This window comes from Enterobacter soli ATCC BAA-2102, from assembly GCF_001654845.1.
GTDB lineage: Bacteria > Pseudomonadota > Gammaproteobacteria > Enterobacterales > Enterobacteriaceae > Enterobacter > Enterobacter soli.
In genome coordinates, this window is sequence record NZ_LXES01000033.1 from 1 (window position 1) to 19727 (window position 19727).

The 19727-nt window shown below is 53.6% G+C and carries 16 protein-coding genes and 1 pseudogene; 4 read left to right on the forward strand and 13 right to left on the reverse strand.

What is annotated here, in order from left to right:
• Nucleotides 1-51: 51 nt before the first annotated feature.
• The 4 genes from M987_RS11300 to M987_RS11315 are packed head-to-tail and all read right to left on the reverse strand — an operon-like array spanning nucleotide 52 to nucleotide 4792.
• A complete protein-coding gene (locus M987_RS11300) occupies nucleotides 52-1551 on the reverse strand; it encodes an FGGY family carbohydrate kinase (protein ID WP_014069247.1) in 1500 nt (499 codons plus the stop codon).
• Between the two features lie 14 nt (nucleotides 1552-1565).
• The gene (locus tag M987_RS11305) at nucleotides 1566-2984 is read right to left on the reverse strand and encodes an L-fucose/L-arabinose isomerase family protein (RefSeq protein WP_014069248.1); all 1419 of its coding nucleotides are present in this window, start codon (nucleotides 2982-2984) and stop codon (nucleotides 1566-1568) included.
• A gap of 34 nt (nucleotides 2985-3018) precedes the next feature.
• A complete protein-coding gene (locus tag M987_RS11310; protein ID WP_014069249.1) occupies nucleotides 3019-3969 on the reverse strand; it encodes a transketolase family protein in 951 nt (316 codons plus the stop codon).
• Nucleotides 3962-4792 (reverse strand): transketolase, encoded by an 831-nt coding sequence (locus M987_RS11315; RefSeq protein ID WP_014069250.1) that lies wholly within the window; start codon nucleotides 4790-4792, stop codon nucleotides 3962-3964. The genes M987_RS11310 and M987_RS11315 overlap by 8 nt, the downstream gene beginning before the upstream one ends.
• A gap of 285 nt (nucleotides 4793-5077) precedes the next feature.
• Here M987_RS11315 and M987_RS11320 point away from each other — a divergent pair, with 285 nt between their 5' ends.
• A complete protein-coding gene (locus M987_RS11320; RefSeq protein ID WP_014069251.1) occupies nucleotides 5078-6034 on the forward strand; it encodes a sugar-binding transcriptional regulator in 957 nt (318 codons plus the stop codon).
• Between the two features lie 48 nt (nucleotides 6035-6082).
• On the opposite strand, the gene M987_RS11325 is transcribed toward M987_RS11320, so the two are convergent.
• The 7 genes from M987_RS11325 to entD form a co-directional block, all read right to left on the reverse strand.
• Nucleotides 6083-7171, reverse strand: coding sequence for an ABC transporter permease (locus M987_RS11325; protein ID WP_014069252.1), 1089 nt, complete (start codon nucleotides 7169-7171; stop codon nucleotides 6083-6085).
• Between the two features lies 1 nt (nucleotide 7172).
• The gene (locus tag M987_RS11330) at nucleotides 7173-8699 is read right to left on the reverse strand and encodes a sugar ABC transporter ATP-binding protein (RefSeq protein WP_014069253.1); all 1527 of its coding nucleotides are present in this window, start codon (nucleotides 8697-8699) and stop codon (nucleotides 7173-7175) included.
• Nucleotides 8699-9307 carry a DUF2291 family protein gene (locus M987_RS11335; protein ID WP_014069254.1) on the reverse strand — a complete coding sequence of 203 codons (609 nt, stop codon included), beginning with the start codon at nucleotides 9305-9307 and terminating at the stop codon, nucleotides 8699-8701. Before M987_RS11335 ends, M987_RS11330 begins: the two co-directional genes overlap by 1 nt.
• An 11-nt stretch (nucleotides 9308-9318) precedes the next feature.
• Nucleotides 9319-10260 (reverse strand): D-ribose ABC transporter substrate-binding protein, encoded by a 942-nt coding sequence (locus M987_RS11340; RefSeq protein ID WP_014069255.1) that lies wholly within the window; start codon nucleotides 10258-10260, stop codon nucleotides 9319-9321.
• Nucleotides 10261-10471: 211 nt separating this feature from the next.
• On the reverse strand, nucleotides 10472-11500 hold the full coding sequence (locus M987_RS11345; protein WP_014069256.1) for a methionine synthase: 1029 nt from the start codon (nucleotides 11498-11500) through the stop codon (nucleotides 10472-10474).
• A 27-nt stretch (nucleotides 11501-11527) separates the two neighbouring features.
• Nucleotides 11528-12511 carry a DUF1852 domain-containing protein gene (locus M987_RS11350; protein ID WP_014069257.1) on the reverse strand — a complete coding sequence of 328 codons (984 nt, stop codon included), beginning with the start codon at nucleotides 12509-12511 and terminating at the stop codon, nucleotides 11528-11530.
• Nucleotides 12512-12724: 213 nt separating this feature from the next.
• A complete protein-coding gene (gene entD, locus M987_RS11355; RefSeq protein ID WP_014069258.1) occupies nucleotides 12725-13381 on the reverse strand; it encodes an enterobactin synthase subunit EntD in 657 nt (218 codons plus the stop codon).
• Nucleotides 13382-13934: 553 nt separating this feature from the next.
• Here entD and M987_RS11365 point away from each other — a divergent pair.
• Together M987_RS11365 and M987_RS11370 are read left to right on the forward strand one after the other, a co-directional pair.
• Nucleotides 13935-15335, forward strand: coding sequence for a PAAR domain-containing protein (locus tag M987_RS11365; protein WP_014069259.1), 1401 nt, complete (start codon nucleotides 13935-13937; stop codon nucleotides 15333-15335).
• 9 nt (nucleotides 15336-15344) lie between these two features.
• Nucleotides 15345-15764, forward strand: a complete 420-nt coding sequence (locus M987_RS11370; RefSeq protein ID WP_014069260.1) for a hypothetical protein — start codon at nucleotides 15345-15347, stop codon at nucleotides 15762-15764.
• A gap of 41 nt (nucleotides 15765-15805) precedes the next feature.
• On the opposite strand, the pseudogene M987_RS25055 reads toward M987_RS11370, so the two are convergent.
• Together M987_RS25055 and M987_RS11375 are read right to left on the reverse strand one after the other, a co-directional pair.
• Nucleotides 15806-15922, reverse strand: a pseudogene (locus M987_RS25055) (hypothetical protein); the annotation flags it as partial.
• Nucleotides 15923-16009: 87 nt separating this feature from the next.
• Complete coding sequence (locus M987_RS11375) at nucleotides 16010-18265, reverse strand: TonB-dependent siderophore receptor (protein WP_014069261.1); 2256 nt, start codon at nucleotides 18263-18265, stop codon at nucleotides 16010-16012.
• 207 nt (nucleotides 18266-18472) lie between these two features.
• On the opposite strand from M987_RS11375, the gene fes reads away from it, so the two are divergent.
• On the forward strand, nucleotides 18473-19720 hold the full coding sequence (fes, locus tag M987_RS11380; protein ID WP_071881219.1) for an enterochelin esterase: 1248 nt from the start codon (nucleotides 18473-18475) through the stop codon (nucleotides 19718-19720).
• Nucleotides 19721-19727 lie beyond the last annotated feature (7 nt).

Consider the following 19727-nt stretch of genomic DNA (forward strand, 5'->3'; position numbering starts at 1 on the left):
CCTCCACCGTGCTTCACTGACAGGCATTACAACCTTGTTGCCGTTTCGTTTTTACTTTCTCGCCAGCGCCACGGCGTGCTGCCACGCCTGCCAGCGCTGTTGCAACCGTGCATGTCGCGCCATATCCGGCGCAAATGTCACGTGTTCCGGCAGATACTGGCTAAGCTGCGCCGTCGTCAGATTCATCAACGCCTTGCGCGCCAGCAGCGCCGCACCGGTGGCGGAAAGCTCTGCCACGTCGCTACGCATCACCGGGCAACCAAGCAGGTCGGCCTGGTACTGCATCAGCCAGTCATTTTTGGTTGGCCCACCGTCTACCATCAGCGCACTGAGCGTGAAACCCTGATGGGCACGCATCGCGGTTATCACGTCGGCAATCTGGTAGGTAATGGACTCCAGCGCGGCGCGGATCAGGTGCGCACGTTTCACGCCGCGACTTAATCCGTGGATCAGACCGCGCGCGTTTTCATCCCACCAGGGGGCACCAAGCCCGGTCAGCGCCGGAACGAAAAACACCCCCAGGGTTGAATCGACCGTGCGGGGCAAGTCGTTCAGCGCCTGCGCCAGCTCCTGCGGCGGAAGTTCGCTCAGCCCCGTGCTGTCGGCCATCCACGCCACTGCATCTCCGGTGTGCGGAATATTGCCCTCAAGGCCATACACCAGCGTATTTCCGTCGTGCCAGGCAACCGTGGTGGCAAGCGATGTTACGTCGCAATCGGCAGACATCACCGGTGCCATCACGGACGATCCCGTTCCGTAAGTGGCTTTCACGCAGCCTTCAGCCCCCAGTCCATGAGCGAACAGCGCGGCGTGGGAATCGCCAATCATGGCCAGCACCGGAATGCCGTCAGGAATGGATGTCCAGCCTGTTGTTGTGCCAAACAGGCCGCTCGACGGTTTAATGGCAGGCAGGGCTTCGCGCGGGATGCCAAACAATGCGAGCATATCCGCATCCCAGTCACCCGTTTGCAGGTTCATCAGCTGCGTGCGCGCCGCGTTGGCGTGATCGCAGTAAAAACTCTCGCCCTGGGTGAGCTGCCACAGCAGCCAGCTGTCGACGGTGCCGAGACAAATTTCCCCTCGCTCAGCACGGGCCAAACCGTCAGCAGTGTTATCCAGCAGCCAGCGCATTTTGGAGGCAGAAAACAGCGGCGCCATCGGCAGGCCGGTCACGGCTTTGATCTGCGGCTCGTGACCCTTCTCGCGCAGTGCGTGGCAAAACGCAGAGGTGCGTGAACACTGCCAGCTCAGGGCCGGGGCGATGGGCCGCCCTGTTTCCCGATACCAGCCCACCACGGTTTCACGCTGGTTGCTGATGGCTAACGCCGCCACGCGTTCTGCGCCAACGGCCCCGATGGCACGAGAGATGACGTCAATCGATGCTGCAAGCAGCAGCTCTGCGGATTGCTCCACCCATCCTTCACGCGGGGTCTGGATCTCCAGCGCGCGTGAGAAACGGGCCACAATAGTGCCGTTGCCATCAAAGGCCACGGCTTTCGCGTTGGTCGTGCCCTCATCGAGGGCAATAATAATATCCTTGTTCACCGACATAGCGGCCTCCGGCCTTACTGGTGGAGATAGGTCGACACGCCAAGATAGCGGGTGAACGCTTCGTTGAGGATCTCTGCGCTTGAGGAGTGGTTCATGGCAACGTGATGCTCAAACCCGTTGCGGCAGATCCACGACAGCAGATTTTCCAGATGCGGAACCTGGATAACCGCGCGGCACCCGACGGTATCCAGAGGATCGTCCACCGAACGGCCTTCGCCCACGTAGGCTTTGATTTCACCGGTCAGGTCGTCAGTGCTCAGGCGGAAGTAGGTCAGCGGGCCGCTTTTCAGGCGGCCGTGTACCGCGCCGCAGGTGTTCTCTTTGCCCACGGTGGTGCCGATGATGTCAGCCGTGCCCATGTGCGGTGTTTCCAGGCTGGTGGCGGCGAAGTTACCGCAGTGGAACAGTACGCACTTGTCGCGATCGTCGCCGAAGTTGTTGTTCCAGTCGGCAATGGAAGCCGGGTTCAGATTGCTGCTGGCAAGGGCATACATGGAGAGCGCGCCCATCACGTCTACTTCGCACGCGCTTGGCATCAGCTGGCCGGACATCACGCTCATGATCGAGCAAACGTTAATTCCGAGGTTTTCCTGCAATGACGTCCAGCACTGAATCGCGGTGGTGTCGATGTCGTTGGCAACAATCCATTCGCTCAGCACCACAAACAGTTTTGCCATCGTGACCAGTTTGTCCGCCGGAATGCCGCTGGCATCGGCGTTATCGAGCAACAGTCGGCGTTTTTCATCGACGCGGATATCGTGATCACGCAGCAGTTTGATGCGGGTAAAGACTTCAGACAGGTCGAGCGTTTCCACGGCAATGCCCAGCCGTTCCAGCAACTTCTCGCTGTAGCGCACGGTGTTAAAGCCCGCCGGACGCGCACCAATGGCCCCGACACGCACACCCCGCATACTGCTTACCACACGGCAAACTTGCTCAAAACGACGGAGATCCTGTTCGAAGACTTCACCGCTAAGCGCGCAGACGTGCTGGGTTGTCAGGGTAAACGGGATGCCGTACTGTCGCAGGTTATTACACAGTGAGATCTTGCCACAGAAACTGTCGCGGCGGGTGGCCAGGCCCATTTTGTCGAGATTATCTTCTTCGGCCTGCACCAGCACCGGCACGTTCAGGCCGGAAAGACGCAGGGTTTCGGCAATCGCTTTTTCGTCGCCAAAGTTAGGCAGCAGAACCACCACGCCGTGAATGGCATCGCGATGGGCGCGGAACAGGTCGGCGCAGGCTTTTGCGTCCTGACGGGTTTCAACTCCGCCAAGCTCCGTCTGGCTCGGGTCGAGCATAATGGTGTTGATGCCAAGACGGCCAAACAGCGCGATGGCCTGTTCACGCGCTTCTGCGACCAGGTAGCTTGGGAAAAATCCCCGGTTACCGATAATCACGCCCATGGTGAGTTGTTGAGGAATTCGGGACATTGCGTTCTCTCCAGTAAGATGTTGTTTTTATTTTTCAGGATGCCTGTTTTACGTGCAGTTCCCGGGCGTGTCTGATGACGCCTGCTGCATCTATTTCGTGGCGCGCGCGCGTGGAGGCGCGGTCGGCCGCAATCGCGTATTGCCCGTCAGGGATACCTAAACGGCGTAGCGGGATAGCGCACCCGGCTTCGGCCAGCACTTCCGCCACCAGGCTGCCAACGCCACCGTTCACGTTGTGCTCTTCCACCGTCACCACGGCTTTGCACGGTTTGATGGCCGCCAGCAGCGCTTTGGTATCACAAGGACGAATAGATGGGACACTGATAACACTGGCGTCAATACCTTCTGCGGCGAGTTGTGCGGCCGCTTGCACTATTTCATGTACGGTCGAGCCCATTGCAACCAGAGCGACGTCATGGCCCGCACGCAGCACATCGATGTTGCCCGGCGCAAAACGGTAGCTTTCGTCGTGCAGTTCCGGCAGGGCTTTACCGTCAAGACGGATATAGACCGGGCCGACGTGCTCCAGGGCGTAGTCGATAATCTGACGACACTCTGCCGGGCTGGACGGGGCATAAATCTCGATGTTGCCAAAACCGCGCATGATGGCGATGTCGTCAATGCTGTGGTGGGTACTGGCGAGAGGGCCGTAGCTGGCACCGGCATTCAGGCCAAACAGTTTGACGTTGGTATTGTTGTAGCAAATATCGACTTTGATCTGCTCGTTGGCGCGGGAGATCAAAAACGGCGCGGCGTTACAGGTGACCGCAATCTTGCCGCCAATCGCCAGCCCGGCGGCGGTGCCGACCAGGGTCTGCTCGGCGATCCCGACGTTCACCAGGCGGCCAGGGAATCGTTTGATAAACGGCGAGATTTTGGCAGTAGAGGTGGAGTCCGCCACCACGGGAACCAGATCCAGCCCTCTGTCGACCGCATCGATAAAGGCATCTACCATCACGGTGGCGAGATGTTCGCTATTACTCATCTTTCAGTTCCTCCAGCGCCAGTTCCACCTCTTCGCCTTTTGGCACACGGTGGTGCCACTCCGGACGACCCTGAATAAAGGAGATCCCGGCGCCCTTCGTTGTGTGGGCAATCACCACGTGCGGTTTCCCGTTTGGCTGTAATCCTTCCAGCGTCGCCACCACATCTGCCATGTTATTGCCGCTGCATTCGGTCACTTCCATGCCAAACGCACGCCATTTTTCATCGAGCGGATCGGTGTTGAGGATCTCTTTGGTTGAGCCCGCGAGTTGCAGGTTGTTTTTGTCGTTAATGATGACCAGGTTATCCAGCTGATAGTGGGCGGCAACCAGCGCCGCCTCCCAGTTGCTGCCTTCCGCCAGCTCGCCGTCACCGGTCACCACAAAGACCCGGCGCTTGCTGTTGTTGCGTTTTGCGGCCAGAGCGATGCCCACCGCAACCGGCAGGCCGTGGCCGAGCGCACCGGTATTGAGCTCAATGCCCGGGGTTTTGTGTTTCACCGGATGGCCTGGCAGGTGAGAATCCGCGTGCTGATAAGTGGCCAGCCACTCCAGCGGGATAAAGCCCGCTTCAGCGAGCACGCAATAGTAACCGCCCACCGCATGACCTTTGGACTGGATATAGATATCGCGTTCGTCGCTGTCCTTCAGCTGCGGTGAGCAGTGGAGGATACGAAAATAGAGCGCGGTGAGAAGTTCCACCTGAGAGAGATCTGCACCGGTGTGACCACCCGCAGGACTTTCAGCATTCAGCACGATGATCCGCCGACGAATCGAGCGTGCCTTTTTTTCGAGCTCCGCAACGGAGAGCGAAAACGGATTCATAAAACACCTCCTGAATTTATAATCTGTAATGAATAATTATTCAATCAGGGTAAGGAAGAGCCCGTCGGACACGGGATTTTTTACGTCATTGAATATATATTCAATGCTGATTTATTATTCATAATGATAAGATATGCCCGGATTCAGGGTTTGTCTACGCCCCGAACGGGCTCTTTGCAAAAAAAGCGAAAACGATCACATTCGGATCTCTTCAGGAAATGCGCGCTCCCTTGTTATCTATTCACCAATGAATAAAAATACAGGTATGAAATCAGGGGGAACGCCATGTCAAAGCAGGATGAACAACGGTTGCTGGTGAAGATTGCCACGCTTTACTACAGCGAAAATAAAAAACAGTCCGAGATTGCCTCGCTGCTGCACCTCTCACAGTCTTTTGTATCACGTGCTTTAACGCGCTGCCAGAAAGAGGGGCTGGTCAAAATCACCGTCGTCCAGCCAACCAATATTTTTGTGTCGCTGGAGAAGGCGCTGGAAGAGCAGTACGGCATTCGCCAGGCCATTGTGGTGGATGTGGGGGACAACCCGACTAACGCGCAGGTAAAACACGCCATTGGCAGCGCGGCGGCGCACTATGTTGAAACACGCCTGCGCCCTGACGATCTGGTGGGGATTTCCTCCTGGAGTAGCACCATCCGTTGCATGGTGGACGAAATGCACCCGCAGAATATCCGCGCCGCAGGGGTTATCCAGCTTCTGGGCGGCGTCGGGCCAAACGGTAACGTGCAGGCGACTATCCTGACGCAACAGCTGGCGGCGCATCTGGACTGCCCGGCGTGGCTGTTACCATCGCAGAGTATCGAGCACTCCGTTGAAGAGCGCGCCCGGCTGGTGGGCAGCCCGGACGTGGCGGCGGTGGTTAGTAAATTTGCCGAAGTGGATGTGGCGATTGTCGGTATCGGCGAGCTGGAGCCGTCGCAGTTGCTGAAAAACTCAGGGAACTACTACAACGAGGATATGCTCAGGCTGCTGTCTGAGCGCGGCGCGGTAGGGGATATCTGCCTGCATTACTACGATGCGCAGGGCAAACAGGTGCTGAGCCACGAAGAAGATCCGGTGATTGGCATGGAGCTTTCCCAGATCCGTGCCTGTCCGCAGGTGATTGCCCTGGCGGGTGGGCCAGAGAAGCGCAACGCCATTCGCGGGGCGCTGGAAGGGGACTATATCGATGTGTTGATCACCGATTACCCGACGGCAAGGAGCTTGCTGAAAGCAGAGGTGTAAGTTTTGCCGGGTGGCGGTTGCGCCTTACCCGGCCTACAAATTGAATCGCTATTTCCCTTCCATCACCGCCTTCTGCGCAACCACGGCCGCTTTCTGCTGCATCCGGTTTTGCATCTGGTCGATAATAACCGCCACGATAATCACAATCCCTTTAATCACCATTTGCCAGAACTCACTCACGCCCATCATCACCAGCCCATCGGCGAGGAAGCCAATCACGAAGGCACCAATCAGCGTGCCGAGGATAGTCCCGCGTCCGCCTGCCAGCGATGTTCCGCCGAGTACTACGGCAGCGATGGCGTTCATCTCAAACGCGGTACCGTTCGCCGGGTGGCTGGCCAGAAGCTGAGCCGAAACCACAATCCCGGCAATGGCCGCACACAGGCCGGAGAGGGTGTAGACCAGCACTTTCACCTGTTTCACCTTCACGCCGGAAAGCTCCGCCGCGCGCTCGTTATCACCGATGGCGTACACGTGGCGGCCAAACGGCAGACGGCGGGCAATATAGGCAATCACCACGGCCAGCACGATCATCATCCAGATGGCCCACGGAATTCCGAGCAGCGTGCCCGCGCCAATCTCGTCAAAGCCTGTATTGCCCAACTGCGGATTACCGGCAAGGCCGGGGAAGGTTTGCCCGTCAGAGGTTAGCATCGCCGTACCGCGCAGCACGTACATGGTACCCAGGGTACAGATGAACGGCGCCACGTTGTAGCGGGTGATGATCCAGCCGTTCACCGCCCCAATCAGCGCCCCAATCAGCAACACAATGGGGACAATCACCCAGACGCTTGGGAAGATGGCAATGCCAAACATCGGCAGGACAATGCCTTTGGTGATAAGCCAGCCGGCGACCATGCCGCACAGGCCAAGCGTGGCACCAATCGACAGGTCAATCCCGGCGGTAATGATCACAAAGGTGATCCCGAGCGCCAGGAAGGCATTGATCGCAATGTGTTTAATCATGATCACCAGGCTGCCCGCAGAGAGGAAGCCTGGCACGGTAATAGTAAAGAAGCCCACAATCAGGAACAGCGCAATAAAGGTGCGCATTTTGAGCAGCAAAAGCAGGATATTTTCCCGGGAAAGCGCTGCCCCTTTTTGTGGTGCCAGCGCGACAGACTGTGTCGTTTTCATATCAGAACCCCTGAGCACTTGCCGTTACCAGTGCCGATTCTTCGGCCCGATCGCGTACGATATCGGCGGTGAGTTTGCCGCCGGACATCACCAGAATGCGGTCAGATACCGCCATGATTTCTTTTAAATCCGACGTGGAAAAGACCACCGCAATACCACGTTTTGAAAGCTCCACCATCATGCGGAACACGTCGGCTTTCGCCCCGACGTCGATACCGCGTGTGGGTTCGTCCAGGAACAGCACTTTCGGATCCGTCAGCAGCGAGCGACCAATCACCACTTTTTGCTGGTTACCGCCGCTCAGCGCCTGGATTTCAACTTCAGGTGAAGAGACTTTGATCGACAGATTGCCAATGGTGGAGGCCACCACCGCCTGCTCATCCTTTTGCGAGATGGTTAACCCGCGTTGCAGGCGTCGCCACAGGCTGGCAATGGTCAGGTTGCTGGCAACCGATGAGCCGGGGAAAATCCCGGTGCGTTTGCGGTCTTCCGGCACCAGGCTCATGCCCATGCGGATGCGGTCGGCAGTCGAGAGCCGCTGCGGCACGGGTTTGCTGTCCAGCCACAGCTTGCCGAGATAGTTCCGCTGGGTGCCCAACATGCACTCGAACAGTTCGGTGCGCCCTGCGCCCATCAGGCCATAAATCCCGACGATTTCGCCCGCGTGAACTTTAAAGCTGACATCGTTCACCACCGAGTTACCCGCAGCGTTAACACAGGTAATGTGTTCCGCTTCCAGCACCGGTGCGCCAAACGTCCGTCCCGGCGAGAGGAAGTTGCTCACCGGGTCGCTACCCAGCATTTCACGCACAATCCAGGGCACGTCGATATCCTCCACCCGTGCTTCGGCCTGGAATTTGCCATCACGCAGAATGGTAATCACATCCCCAATTGCCATGAGCTCTTCCAGGCGGTGAGAGATATAGATGATGGAAACGCCCTGGCGGGTCAGCTCGCGGATCACGCGGAACAGAATATCGACTTCGGTTTTGCTGAGTGCCGAAGTCGGCTCATCCAGGATCAGGATGTCGGCGTCTTCCGCCAGCGCTTTGGCAATTTCGATAAGCTGCTGTTGCCCGACTTTCAGATTGCCGACCAGCTCGCATGGGGAAATCGGCTGATCGAGCCGTTTCAGCAATGTGGCGGCGTGGGCTTCATGCTCGCTCTCCTGGATTGGCATCAGCCCCTTTTGCCGTTCGCGGCCAAGGAAAATGTTCTCTGCCACGTTCAGGTTTTCAAACAGGTTCAGCTCCTGGTGCACCATGCCGATACCCTGTGCGGCGGCATCGCGGGTATTGGCAAAATGAACCTGCTTACCGTTAAGCCACATCTCACCGAGGCTTGGTTGCTGAACGCCCGCGAGGATTTTCATCAGCGTGGATTTTCCGGCGCCGTTTTCGCCAATGATGACGTTCACTTTGCCGCGCCAGACGCGGTAGTCGACGTTATCCAGTGCGACGGTGCCGGGAAAAAGCATCGAAATGCCGCGCGTACGCAGAATAATGTCGTCAGTCGGGATGTCGCTCATCACTGCGCCTCCTGTTTCAGTTCCAGCGCGGCGGCTTCATCAGCTTTGCCTGCGGTTATCGTGGTGGCGAAGGTCACGCTGGCGTTTTTACCGTTCCAGCTTTCATCCACTTTCGGCAGATGCGTCACCGCCTCGCGGTTAAAGGCGCGAGAAAGCTGAGCAAACTGAACCTGATTGGTGAATTCTTCAAAACGGAAACCGGCCGCATCGCGAATGGCATTGCCCCGCATCACCGGGCCGCTCTGGATCTCAAACGGCTGACCGTTAACCATCATCACCAGTTTTTGCTCACGGTCATTGCTGTTATCCACGCGCTCAATCTTGCCGGTCAGCCGGACAAAGACACTTTGCGGCGTGGAAGAGGGTGTTTTCAACTGCGTGCTCAGCGCACTGGCATCCAGTGCGTGTTGTGACGCGGTATCCAGTACCCGTGACTGCCAGGTTTGTTGCGCGATCTGCTGGGGTGTCTGGTTGTCGAAACTCGCTTTCGCGTTCGGATCGGCAGGCATTATCGGCTTGCCGTCCGCATCCAGATCCACCACCGTGCAGGCCGTCAGCAACAGGGCGGCGCACCCGGTCAGCACAGCGCCCCATTGTTTTAACGACATAATGCCTCCGCTTATTTGCTGAGATTGAACATGCTCAGCTTGCTGGCGTTGGTGTCATCAATCAGCACGCAATCCATCAGCTGTTTCTCTTCTTTCTGCACTTTGCCGTTTTTCAGGTAGTCATCCGCCTGTTCAACCGCCATCTGTGCCTGTTGCCAGCCTGGCTGCAACACGGTGGCTTTGATATTGCTGTTTTTGATGATGGAATCGCGGGTGTAGTCGCTGCCGTCGAAGCCGACGACGATAACGTTGTTTTTGCCAGCGGCTTTTAGTGCGGCTTCTGCGCCCAGCGCCATGGTGTCGTTACCGGAGATCACGCCCACGATGTCGGGGTTGGTCTGCAAAATGGCTTCCATACGGGTGAAGGCTTCGGTCTGGCTCCAGTTGGCGGTTTGCTGCGCCACCATCTTCATGTCGGTGTAATCATCCAGTACGTCGTGGTAACCCTGCGAGCGGACGTGGGCGTTGGTGTCGGACTGGCGTCCCAGCAGCTCAACGTACTTACCTTTGCCGTTCAGCAGCTTCGCGAACTTCTCGGCTCCCAGCTGTGCGCCCTGATAGTTGTTCGACACGATCTGGGCGACGGCGACACCGGTTTTATTGATTTCGCGATCGATAAGGAACGCCGGTACGCCTGCGGATTTGGCTTTTTCCAGCGGGCCGACGGTGGCATCTGCCCCGGCGTTATCCAGAATGATGGCCTTGGCCTTACGGGCAATGGCGGTTTCAATCAGCTGGTTTTGTTTGTTCACGTCGTCGTCATGGGATGCCACCAGCACGGTGTAGCCAAGCTCTTTTGCTTTCGCTGCCGCGCCGTCGGCTTCAGCCTTGAAGAACGGGTTGTCGTGAGAAGGGGTGATTATCGCGATAAGGCCGTTATCAGCAGCAAACAACGAACCGGAAGCGGCAATCATAGAAGCAAACAGGGCGGTTTTTACAAAGGTCATCTTCATGCTTTTTCTCCACATTGAATATTTATTCAATAATGATTTATTATTCAATTTAACGATAAAGCCGCCTTTCCGAACTGTCTACGGTTTAGGCAGCTAATTTCTTAAAAGGAGAAAAGGATCACGATCCTGACGGGAAAGAGGGCGATCGGGTAAAAAAAAGCACCTGCTCAGAGGCAGGTGCTTAAAGAGGGGTAAATTGTTGACGGTGCGATCAGGCCTGGAGCTCTTTACGCACCAGCTCTGCGCCCGCGCTTAAGGCATTGAGTTTGCCCTGGGCAATCTGGCGGGATAACGGCGCCATGCCACAGTTGGTGGACGGATAGAGCTTATCGGCATCGACAAACTGAAGCGCTTTTCGCAACGTACTGGCCACTTCTTCTGGCGTTTCAACGGTATTTGTTGCCACGTCAATGGCACCGACCATCACTTTTTTGCCGCGGATTAGCTCAAGCAGATCCATTGGCACGCGGGAGTTATGGCACTCCAGCGAGATGATATCGATGTTCGACGTTTGCAGTTTAGGGAAGGCTTCTTCGTACTGTCGCCACTCTGAACCCAGTGTCTTTTTCCAGTCGGTATTGGCTTTGATGCCATATCCGTAGCAGATATGTACTGCTGTTTCACACTTAAGCCCTTCAACGGCACGCTCTAACGCGGCAATGCCCCAGTCATTCACCTCATCAAAGAACACGTTAAAGGCAGGCTCATCAAACTGGATAATATCAACGCCAGCAGCTTCAAGCTCTTTGGCTTCCTGGTTGAGTATTTTGGCGAATTCCCAGGCTAACTTTTCGCGGCTCTTGTAGTGGTCGTCATAGAGCGTATCAATCATCGTCATTGGGCCTGGCAGCGCCCATTTAATCGGCTTGTTGGTGAGCTTGCGTAAGTATTTGGCATCTTCAACAAAAACAGGTTTTTGACGGGCGACTGCACCCACTACCGTCGGGACACTCGCGTCGTAGCGATTACGAATTCGGACCGTCTCGCGTTTTTCAAAATCAACGCCGCTGAGGTGTTCAATAAACGTGGTAACAAAATGCTGACGCGTCTGCTCGCCATCGCTGACAATATCAATACCCGCGCGCAGTTGATCATCCAGAGACAAACGCAGGGCATCCTTTTTCCCCAGCACTAATTCTTCATTTTGCAATTTCCACGGTGACCAGAGTGTTTCTGGTTGGGCAAGCCAGGACGGTTTAGGTAAGCTGCCTGCCGTCGACGTGGGAAGTAAAATTTTCATAATGGATGACCTTTTATATTTCGTTAATCAAAGAGAGTAATTAGCAGACCATTGCTCAAGAATTGTCTTGTAAGGTTTGATAAAGTTCTCTTCTGTATATTTTCCCTGTTCAATAGCCAACTGACTCCGCTCTTCCCGGTCATAAACAATTTTGGTTAATGAATGATCCTGGTGATTCAGGTCAGGCTGATAGCATTGGCCTGCCGCAGAGTTGGCATTGTAAATTTCAGGTCGGTAAATCTTCTGGAATGTCTCCATCGTGCTGATAGTGCTGATCAGCTCAAGGTTAGAATAATCACTCAGCAAATCACCTGCAAAGAAGAACGCCAGAGGCGCTGCGCTATTTTTCGGCATGAAATAGCGAACCTGTAACCCCATTTTATTGAAGTACTGTTCGGTCAAAGAGGTGCCGTCTGGCTGGTACTCCAGGCCCAGAACAGGGTGCTGTACGCCCGTCTGATGATAGGTGTCTTTACTGGATACGCTAAGGCAGATAACCGGTGACTTTTTGAAGTTGGCTTTGTATTCACTGGAGTTGACGAAATGCCTGAAGATATTCCCGTGCAGTTCGCCAAAGTTTTCAGGAATGCTGAACTGTGCCTGGTTTTTATTATGTTCGGAAAGCAATACGCTAAAGTCATAATCACGGACGTAAGAGGAAAAGTTATTCCCGACAATCCCCTCAATACGTTCGTTGGTTTTTTTATCGATAATGCTGGTTTTCAATATTTCAATCGCCGGGAAAACCGTGCTGTTATCTTCGCTGCCAATATTCATTTCAACAGAGATAATATCCAGTTCAACCGAGTAGCGATCGCTTTTCGGATTATCCCAGTGCGCCAGCGTATTAAAGCGATTGTTAATCATCACTAACGTGTTGCGCAAATTCTCCTGACGATTTTTTCCTCTGGCCAGATTAGCGAAGTTGGTCGTAATACGCGTGTTTTCAGAGGGGTTATAATTTTCATCGAATGAACTGCGTTTAATCGCAAATGTAAAATTATTATTCATCGTACTTTGTATCCTGGGCTCTGAGATGAAAACGGTCCGCTTTTCTGGCTATTCCTGCGTGGGCTGAGTTACTCAGTTGCCGTTTTCATGTTATGAATTAGTTAACATGGCATAATTTATGCCAGAGCCTGTGGATGAGGAAAAGCGACTTAATTTCACTACAACATGAGTCATCTTCATGATCGGGGGAGGGCAGGACGAGGACGTTGAGCTTTACTCAACCAGCAGCGTGCAGACCTGGGTGTTAATCAACGTCCAGTCGAGGGTGAACGGCTTCCCTTTGCTGAACGGCCCTGCGTCTTTTGTCAGCGCCAGAGCGAGGGTTTTGTTATCTAGCATGACCACGTGCGCGCAGTCAAAGCCCATGTATTCCTGCACCTGAGGAAAGAGGGCTTTAAACAAGCTCTCTTTGGCGCTGAAGATGAGCGTCAGGGCAAGGGCGAAAGGTAAGCCTGAGTGGGAAAGCACGGCCTCTTCCTCTGTATCAATCACCCCGTCTTTGATTTCGTGAGCTTCGCTTTCGGGGAGGATGGCTTCGCAATCAATGCCGATAAGGGCATGTGGGTTCCGGGTGACAATCGCCATTGCCTGCGTGCCGCTGTGGGTGATGCTGCCTGACATTCCCGCAGGCCATAGGGGCTCTCCGCTCGCACCGATGGTCGGGATGGTGCGGTCATTCAGGGCGCTGAGCGCGTGTGCGGCGGCGATCCGCCCTGCCAGATGGTCGGTTTTGCGCTTGCGTCCGGCATCGGTCAGTTGGGCGTGATGGGGGAGCCAGAGCAGATCGGCATCAGTGAAGGTGCTGGGATCGAAGGTGATGTGATGGACGGTGTGATGGGCGAGAAAGAATGTGGTGTGAGAATTTTTCATGTTATTCCTTTTTGGATTTATGTGGTCTGTTGCCCTCACCCCGACCCTCTCCTACAAGGAGAGGGAGTAAACATGTCTATCTGTAGTGCCCTTGAGAAGTTCGGAAGTCTTGCATCCTGCCCCGATGTTATCAAAGTCTCAACAACATATGGAACGCTTGCCGATCTGTTTGAAGCGCATAAGACTGTTTTTATAGCCTCCGGCAAGCGTACATATCATCTGTTCACTACGACAGATATGATTATAATGAGGAAAAGTTAGAGGCTTTATTAAGTTTTAAATCACTTAAATCCACAAATTATCACTGCGATTAATAGCATGAAATATATTATTCTTGACGGTGATGAATTGAATTTTTCGTTACTGTTTATAATTCAATAAATGTGATCCCAGCCCTCTATCTTTCTATCTGAACATCATAATATCTCTCAATAAAATAATGCTTAATTATTAACCGCTCAACTAATGGAACAGTAACGAAAATTGGTCGATACAGTAAGTTAAAAATGTTTAACATCTAAATTAAACAACTCAGTAAATTAATGGAGGTATTATGGTGAAGGGATATTTCTTAACCGTTGGAGATAAAACATCTTGCGGGGGGGCGATAATCACTGGAAGTCAAAATCATTTTTTTAATGGAAAAACCACTGCCAGAAATGGAGATAAATATATATGTGGGAAAGATAAAAAAGAACATACTATACTCGGGGGTTATCCAAATTATATCATCGAAAATGTAGCAGCAGCAGGGACATTACATAGTAAAGGGAGTTGTGCATGTGAATGTACATTTATTCCCTCCTTTTATGATTTTTCGTATGAGTGCGAAAGTGAAGCTTTTCCCGGAGTTGTGGGGTCTACGCCACCAGCAGCAAAATCCGCACCATCATTAGCACAATCGCCAGCAGTTACTTCTTCGGTTCCCGTTCCTGGTGTTATTAAAGAAGAGGAGCCTCGCACCCCTGTAGACGCCGGGTATTGCATTGTTCCGTGGAATGGAAGCCCCATAGCATACGAACCATATCTTTTTCAAAATTCCAGTAAAGAAATAACCAACCTGTACAAAAGGCTTAATCCGGAGCAAAGATTCAAAGCTGGTTCAATTTTGCTTGTTGTTGACCCGTTGAAACAGGATTCAGCGCAAATAGAGCATATGAAAAAAGCAAAAGCGAGAATTGATAAAGCTCTTGAACCGCTTACAGAAAAAGAAGCAAGTTTCCTTTATGAAAACAGAAACGTCATTGATCTCTTTTCATCTGTTGGCGGAGATTATGGGGGGCTGGTATCTGGAATGGCGAAAGATTATTTCCAGGAAATACAAAATGCCTTGGTTAAAATTGAAGAAACTTACCGTAACCAGTTAATAACACAGGGTACATTGATCAGCGAGCAATTTTATATTGAAAGAGATATACAATTCCGAAGGTTAGACTCAATATTTCTGAAAATGTTCAGGAACCCAATTGGGTTAGCTGATTATGATGATATCCGGAAAGCATTAAGATTATCTGGTCGTTCTATAATGCATCGCTGGAACGAAACAGGAAACCTGGATATTGAAGGGTATGCAACATACATTGAACGTTCAGCAAAGATAACAAAGCTAATGAGAACGATAGGCAAAGTTGGAATCGGCCTTTCTGCTTTAAACGGCCTTAATACAATCTATGAAGCCTGTACAACCGGAAAAGATTGTGAGAAAACTGCCTATACTGAAATTGGAAAATTCAGCGCAGGTATTGCTTTATCTGCACTGTTTGAAGGGGGGGGTGCCGCTGCAACATCAGCTACATGTGCTGTGGTGTTAGGTGCAGCAACGGCCCCGGTTGGCGGCGCAGGTGCATTGGCTTGCTCAATCATAGTTGGCGCAGGGTATTCATTCGGAGTCGGTAAGGTGTCCGAAGAGATTGGTTCTTTATCCGGTGAAGCAGTATATTATTTGGTGAAATGAGAAAATAAAATGGAAACAAAACTTATTTTCAAAATATTACTAATCTTACTTTTGCTGGCTTTATTTTTGAGCGTAGCTCTTTTATTTGTTCTTAAAGCGATAAATGAAAAGAAGTTTAGAGCTATTTGTGAGTTATATATTAGTGAATATGGTGAATTGCCACTTGCAACGCAAGTGCTAAAAAATTCGGATTGGCTTTCTATTCCGGTCTGGAATTATATGAAAAAAGATTTCTTCCTATCACCATTATTTAAAGGGAGGAAGTCTAAATTCAGCAATAACGAAATGGATATTGATTTTGCTAAAAGATTGCCGCCCTCATTGACTCGAACATTTTACGTTGAAAGGATTGTATCCAGAGTTGGGTTGTCTTTTTTTATACTTGCTACTGTTGTTGTGTTAATCGTAAGAAAAGTATATCACCTTTGATATAAACTAAAAAGGGACCACTAATGGTCCCTTTGTTCGTGTTATTTTAATGCCCCATCTACCTGATCAACAATCCAGCCATACGTAGCTGCGGGTAATAATCCACTGATAAACACATTAGAAGTTGTTTTTGGATCAGCGACAGGAGGATGCGGCCTGATGTCCTCACCCCGGCCCTCTCCCACAGGGAGAGGGAGCAAGCACAAAAAACGGCAACCTCGGTTGCCGTTTTGCTTTTACCTTGCTTAGAAGTGTGTATTCACACTCATATACCAGGTACGGCCAGGTTCATTATACGTGTACGCACCCGCACCGTACATATAGGCACCCGTCGTGGTGTTACCCGTGGTCTGGGCATTACCCGCACGCCACTGACGCTTGTCAAAGACGTTATCCACGCCGCCGGTCAGGCTGACGTTTTTGGTCACGTCCCAGGTCGCACTCAGGCCAACAATGCTGTACGGGCTGACTTCATCTTTCTCAGAGCCGGTAACAGGCTGACCTTTGTAGTTGTATTTCTTCGGCTGCTGCTTGCCGTACCAGGTGAAGGTCGATTGCAGCGACACATCCTGTTGTACCTGCCAGCTCAGGGTTGAGTTCAGCGTGTACTCCGGGATGATCGACAGACGATCGCCGGTTTCCTTGTTCTTGCTTTGCAGCATGTAGGTAATGTTGTTGGTCCAGTTGATCGTATCGCTTACCGGTACGTTCAGTGAGCCTTCCAGACCTTCCACCACGGCTTTAGGAACGTTTTCCCACTGGTAGATATCGGTCTGTACTTTACCGGAAGAGGTATGGCCAATTGGCGCATAACCCGCTTCAATCTTGTCGCGGTAGTCGTTGCGGAACCATGTCACGCCCGCCTGCCAGCCGTTGTGTTTCCACTCCAGACCAATCTCTTTATTGATGCTGGTTTCAGCTTTCAGGTCGTCGTTACCCATCATGTAACAGCCCACGCCGTCAGAGCTTGCATAACAACCCTGGCCTTTGCTGTACAACAGGTAGTTCGGGTTAGTCTGGTACAGACTTGGCGCTTTATAGGCGCGTGCGATACCCATCTTCAGGGTGAATTCATCGCCCAGACCTTGCGACAGGTTCAGGGACGGGCTCCAGTTGTTGCCCACAATGGTGTGATGATCGAAGCGCAGCGCCGGGGTCAGCATGGTGCTGTCGGTCAGCTCCATGTTGTTTTCCGCGAACAGGGAGAAGATCTCAGCCGAGGAATACGGGCTACGATCGTCGCTCATGCCCGGGATCGTACCGCCTTGCTGAGTCTGGGTGTTAGAAGTGGAATCTTTCATGCGCTGCTGGTTCCACTCAGTACCCAGGGTCAGGTTCTGGTTGACCAGGAAATCAATCGGCAGGTTGATTTCACTGTGCAGCATCACGTCAGACAGGTCGGTGTCGGTGAACTTATTGCTGTTGAACAAGCCTTCCAGACCGCCCGCCAGCCCTTCGCCCAGACGGGAGTTACGGGTGTGCTCGTACTGCGCCCAGTTGCTGGTGGTGATACCGTTATCCCAGCCGCCGTTCCAGGTCACGGCAAAGTTCTGGCGATAAATACGGTTAGTCTCTTTACCGTAGTTTTTCTTCACCAGGCCGTTGGAGCTGTTGTCGTTGTTGGTGTTCTGCGTATCGCCCGCGTAGAGGTTGTTCTGGCGGCTGTAGCCCGCTTCAAACTCCAGGGACTGCATCGGGGCAAAGTCCCAACGCACTACGCCGTTAATGTCTTTGTTTTCTACCCCTTCACGGCCTGCTGGCAGCGTGTCGGCGTAGGCGCCAGTACGTTCAGATTCATGACCCTGGTTGATATCCCGCGCATCGGCCTGGGTTTTATCCAGGTTACCGTACATGCGGAAGCTGAAATCACCGCCCAGTGGGCCGCTCAGGCTGAAGTTGGTGCGCTTGGTTGAACCTTCGTCCTTATGCTCTGGCGCATTCAGGTAGGTGTTCCAGGAACCATGCCACTGGTCGTCAAAATTCTTGGTGATGATGTTCACCACACCACCAGCCGCACCGTTACCGTAACGCGCTGCTGCCGGGCCACGGATAACGTCGATACGCTCGATCATTTCCGGTGGAACCCAGCCGGTATCGCCACGGGTATCACGCTCGCCACGCCAGCCCAGACGGATGGAGTTACGGCTGGTAACCGGCTTACCGTCGATCAGGATCAGGGTGTTCTCAGGGCCCATGCCGCGGATATCAATCTGACGGTTGTTACCGCGCTGACCGCTGGTGGAGTTACCGGTCAGGTTAACGCCAGGCATGGTACGGATGATTTCGGCAACGTCGCGGGCGGGAGGATTTTTACGGATTTGATCGGCCGTAATGGTCGACACACCGGGTGCCTGCAAGTTCTGCTGCGCGGCGGTGATAACCATCGTGTCTTCGTGCTGCGCAGTGGTGTTGGCGGTGGTGTCGTCTGCCATTGCTGGCAACGCGACGCCGTAAATCCCTAAGTTGACCAGCAAGGCCAGGGAGTGAATCTTCTTATTCATTGTACGTCCTGCTTTTCGCGCCGCATCCCCTGACTCCGTTCCCGAAAGGGAGAGGAGGCGGCATGTTGTCACCCGCATTTGCGTAAGCAGCCCTGTCCTCGAGCGCACACAACGCGTGGCATGGTTATTTTATGAGCGCGCTTCCCACAGCGCGGGCACTACGCTATTGCAAATGCAAATAGTTATCAATAATATTATCAATAAAATTTGTCTTGTAACAAAAAAAGACACGATAAACATGAGGTTAAAAGCGTGACGGCGGTAACAACGGGAAGTGATGCCTGGTGGCAGTCGAAAAAGGGCCCTGAATGGGTGCGTGAAAAGGATATGTATCACGTCACATTCTGGTGGCGTGATCCGGCAGGTACGCAGGCATCTTCGGCGGTGAAGCGCGTCTGGCTCTACATCACCGGCGTCACCGATCACCACCAGAATGCCCGCCCGCAATCCCTCGAACGCCTTCCCGGAACCGACGTCTGGCAGTGGCAGGGTGAGTTCAGCCCGCAGTGGCGCGGCAGCTACTGCTTTATCCCTTCTGAGAACGAACATGATTTTGCCGATGCGGTATTTCACGGCGAACAGCCTGACCGCATGGCGCTGCGTGAAGGCTGGCGCAAGCTGCTGCCCAACGCGGTGTGCGACCCGTTGAATCCGCAGAGCTGGCGAGGCGGGCGCGGGCATCCGGTATCGGCGCTGGAAATGCCCGAAGCACCGGTTCAGCCTGGCTGGGATCATCCTGACACCCCTTACCGACAGCCGCTCTGCATCGAATGGCACAGCGACCGGCTTCGCAATCGTCGCCGCGTGTGGATTTTTACCACCGGTGATGCCAGCCCGGACAGCCCGCTGGCGGTGTTGCTCGACGGGCAGTTCTGGGCCGAAAGCTTGCCGATATGGCCGGCACTGGCGTCACTGACGGCTGAGCGCAAATTGCCGCCGGCGGTCTATCTCCTGATCGATGTTATCGATACCGCTCATCGCAGCGCTGAGCTGCCCTGCAACCCCGATTTCTGGCTGGCGGTGCAGGAAGAGCTTTTCCCGCTGGTAAAAACCACCACGCCATTCAGTGACCGAGCCGACCGCACGGTCGTGGCGGGGCAAAGTTTTGGCGGGCTCTCTTCTCTTTATGCTGGTCTTAACTGGCCGCAGCGTTTTGGCTGCGTGCTCAGCCAGTCAGGCTCCTACTGGTGGCCGCACCGTGGTGCGCAGCAGGATGGGCTGCTTATCGAACAACTCAAAGCGGGTGAAAAAACCGCACGCGGGCTGCGCATTGTCCTTGAGGCCGGGCGCAACGAGCCGCTTATTTTCCGCGCAAATCAGGCGATTTACGCCGAGCTACAACACACACAGCAACCGGTTATCTGGCGTCAGGTTGACGGCGGACACGATGCGCTTTGCTGGCGCGGTGGGCTGACGCAGGGGCTGATGACCCTCTGGCAGCCGCTTATTCAATAACGGAGTC

Excerpts from the sequence above, each read along its gene's own strand:
- M987_RS11370 (WP_014069260.1), top strand. The coding sequence starts at position 15,345 with ATGGAAACAAAACTTATTTTCAAAATATTACTAATCTTACTTTTGCTG.
- M987_RS11375 (WP_014069261.1), bottom strand. The coding sequence starts at position 18,265 with ATGAATAAGAAGATTCACTCCCTGGCCTTGCTGGTCAACTTAGGGATT.
- M987_RS11310 (WP_014069249.1), bottom strand. The coding sequence starts at position 3,969 with ATGAGTAATAGCGAACATCTCGCCACCGTGATGGTAGATGCCTTTATC.
- M987_RS11350 (WP_014069257.1), bottom strand. The coding sequence starts at position 12,511 with ATGAATAATAATTTTACATTTGCGATTAAACGCAGTTCATTCGATGAA.
- M987_RS11335 (WP_014069254.1), bottom strand. The coding sequence starts at position 9,307 with ATGTCGTTAAAACAATGGGGCGCTGTGCTGACCGGGTGCGCCGCCCTG.
- M987_RS11300 (WP_014069247.1), bottom strand. The coding sequence starts at position 1,551 with ATGTCGGTGAACAAGGATATTATTATTGCCCTCGATGAGGGCACGACC.
- M987_RS11365 (WP_014069259.1), top strand. The coding sequence starts at position 13,935 with ATGGTGAAGGGATATTTCTTAACCGTTGGAGATAAAACATCTTGCGGG.
- M987_RS11325 (WP_014069252.1), bottom strand. The coding sequence starts at position 7,171 with ATGAAAACGACACAGTCTGTCGCGCTGGCACCACAAAAAGGGGCAGCG.
- M987_RS11320 (WP_014069251.1), top strand. The coding sequence starts at position 5,078 with ATGTCAAAGCAGGATGAACAACGGTTGCTGGTGAAGATTGCCACGCTT.
- M987_RS11345 (WP_014069256.1), bottom strand. The coding sequence starts at position 11,500 with ATGAAAATTTTACTTCCCACGTCGACGGCAGGCAGCTTACCTAAACCG.
- M987_RS11330 (WP_014069253.1), bottom strand. The coding sequence starts at position 8,699 with ATGAGCGACATCCCGACTGACGACATTATTCTGCGTACGCGCGGCATT.
- M987_RS11305 (WP_014069248.1), bottom strand. The coding sequence starts at position 2,984 with ATGTCCCGAATTCCTCAACAACTCACCATGGGCGTGATTATCGGTAAC.
- entD (WP_014069258.1), bottom strand. The coding sequence starts at position 13,381 with ATGAAAAATTCTCACACCACATTCTTTCTCGCCCATCACACCGTCCAT.
- M987_RS11315 (WP_014069250.1), bottom strand. The coding sequence starts at position 4,792 with ATGAATCCGTTTTCGCTCTCCGTTGCGGAGCTCGAAAAAAAGGCACGC.
- M987_RS11340 (WP_014069255.1), bottom strand. The coding sequence starts at position 10,260 with ATGAAGATGACCTTTGTAAAAACCGCCCTGTTTGCTTCTATGATTGCC.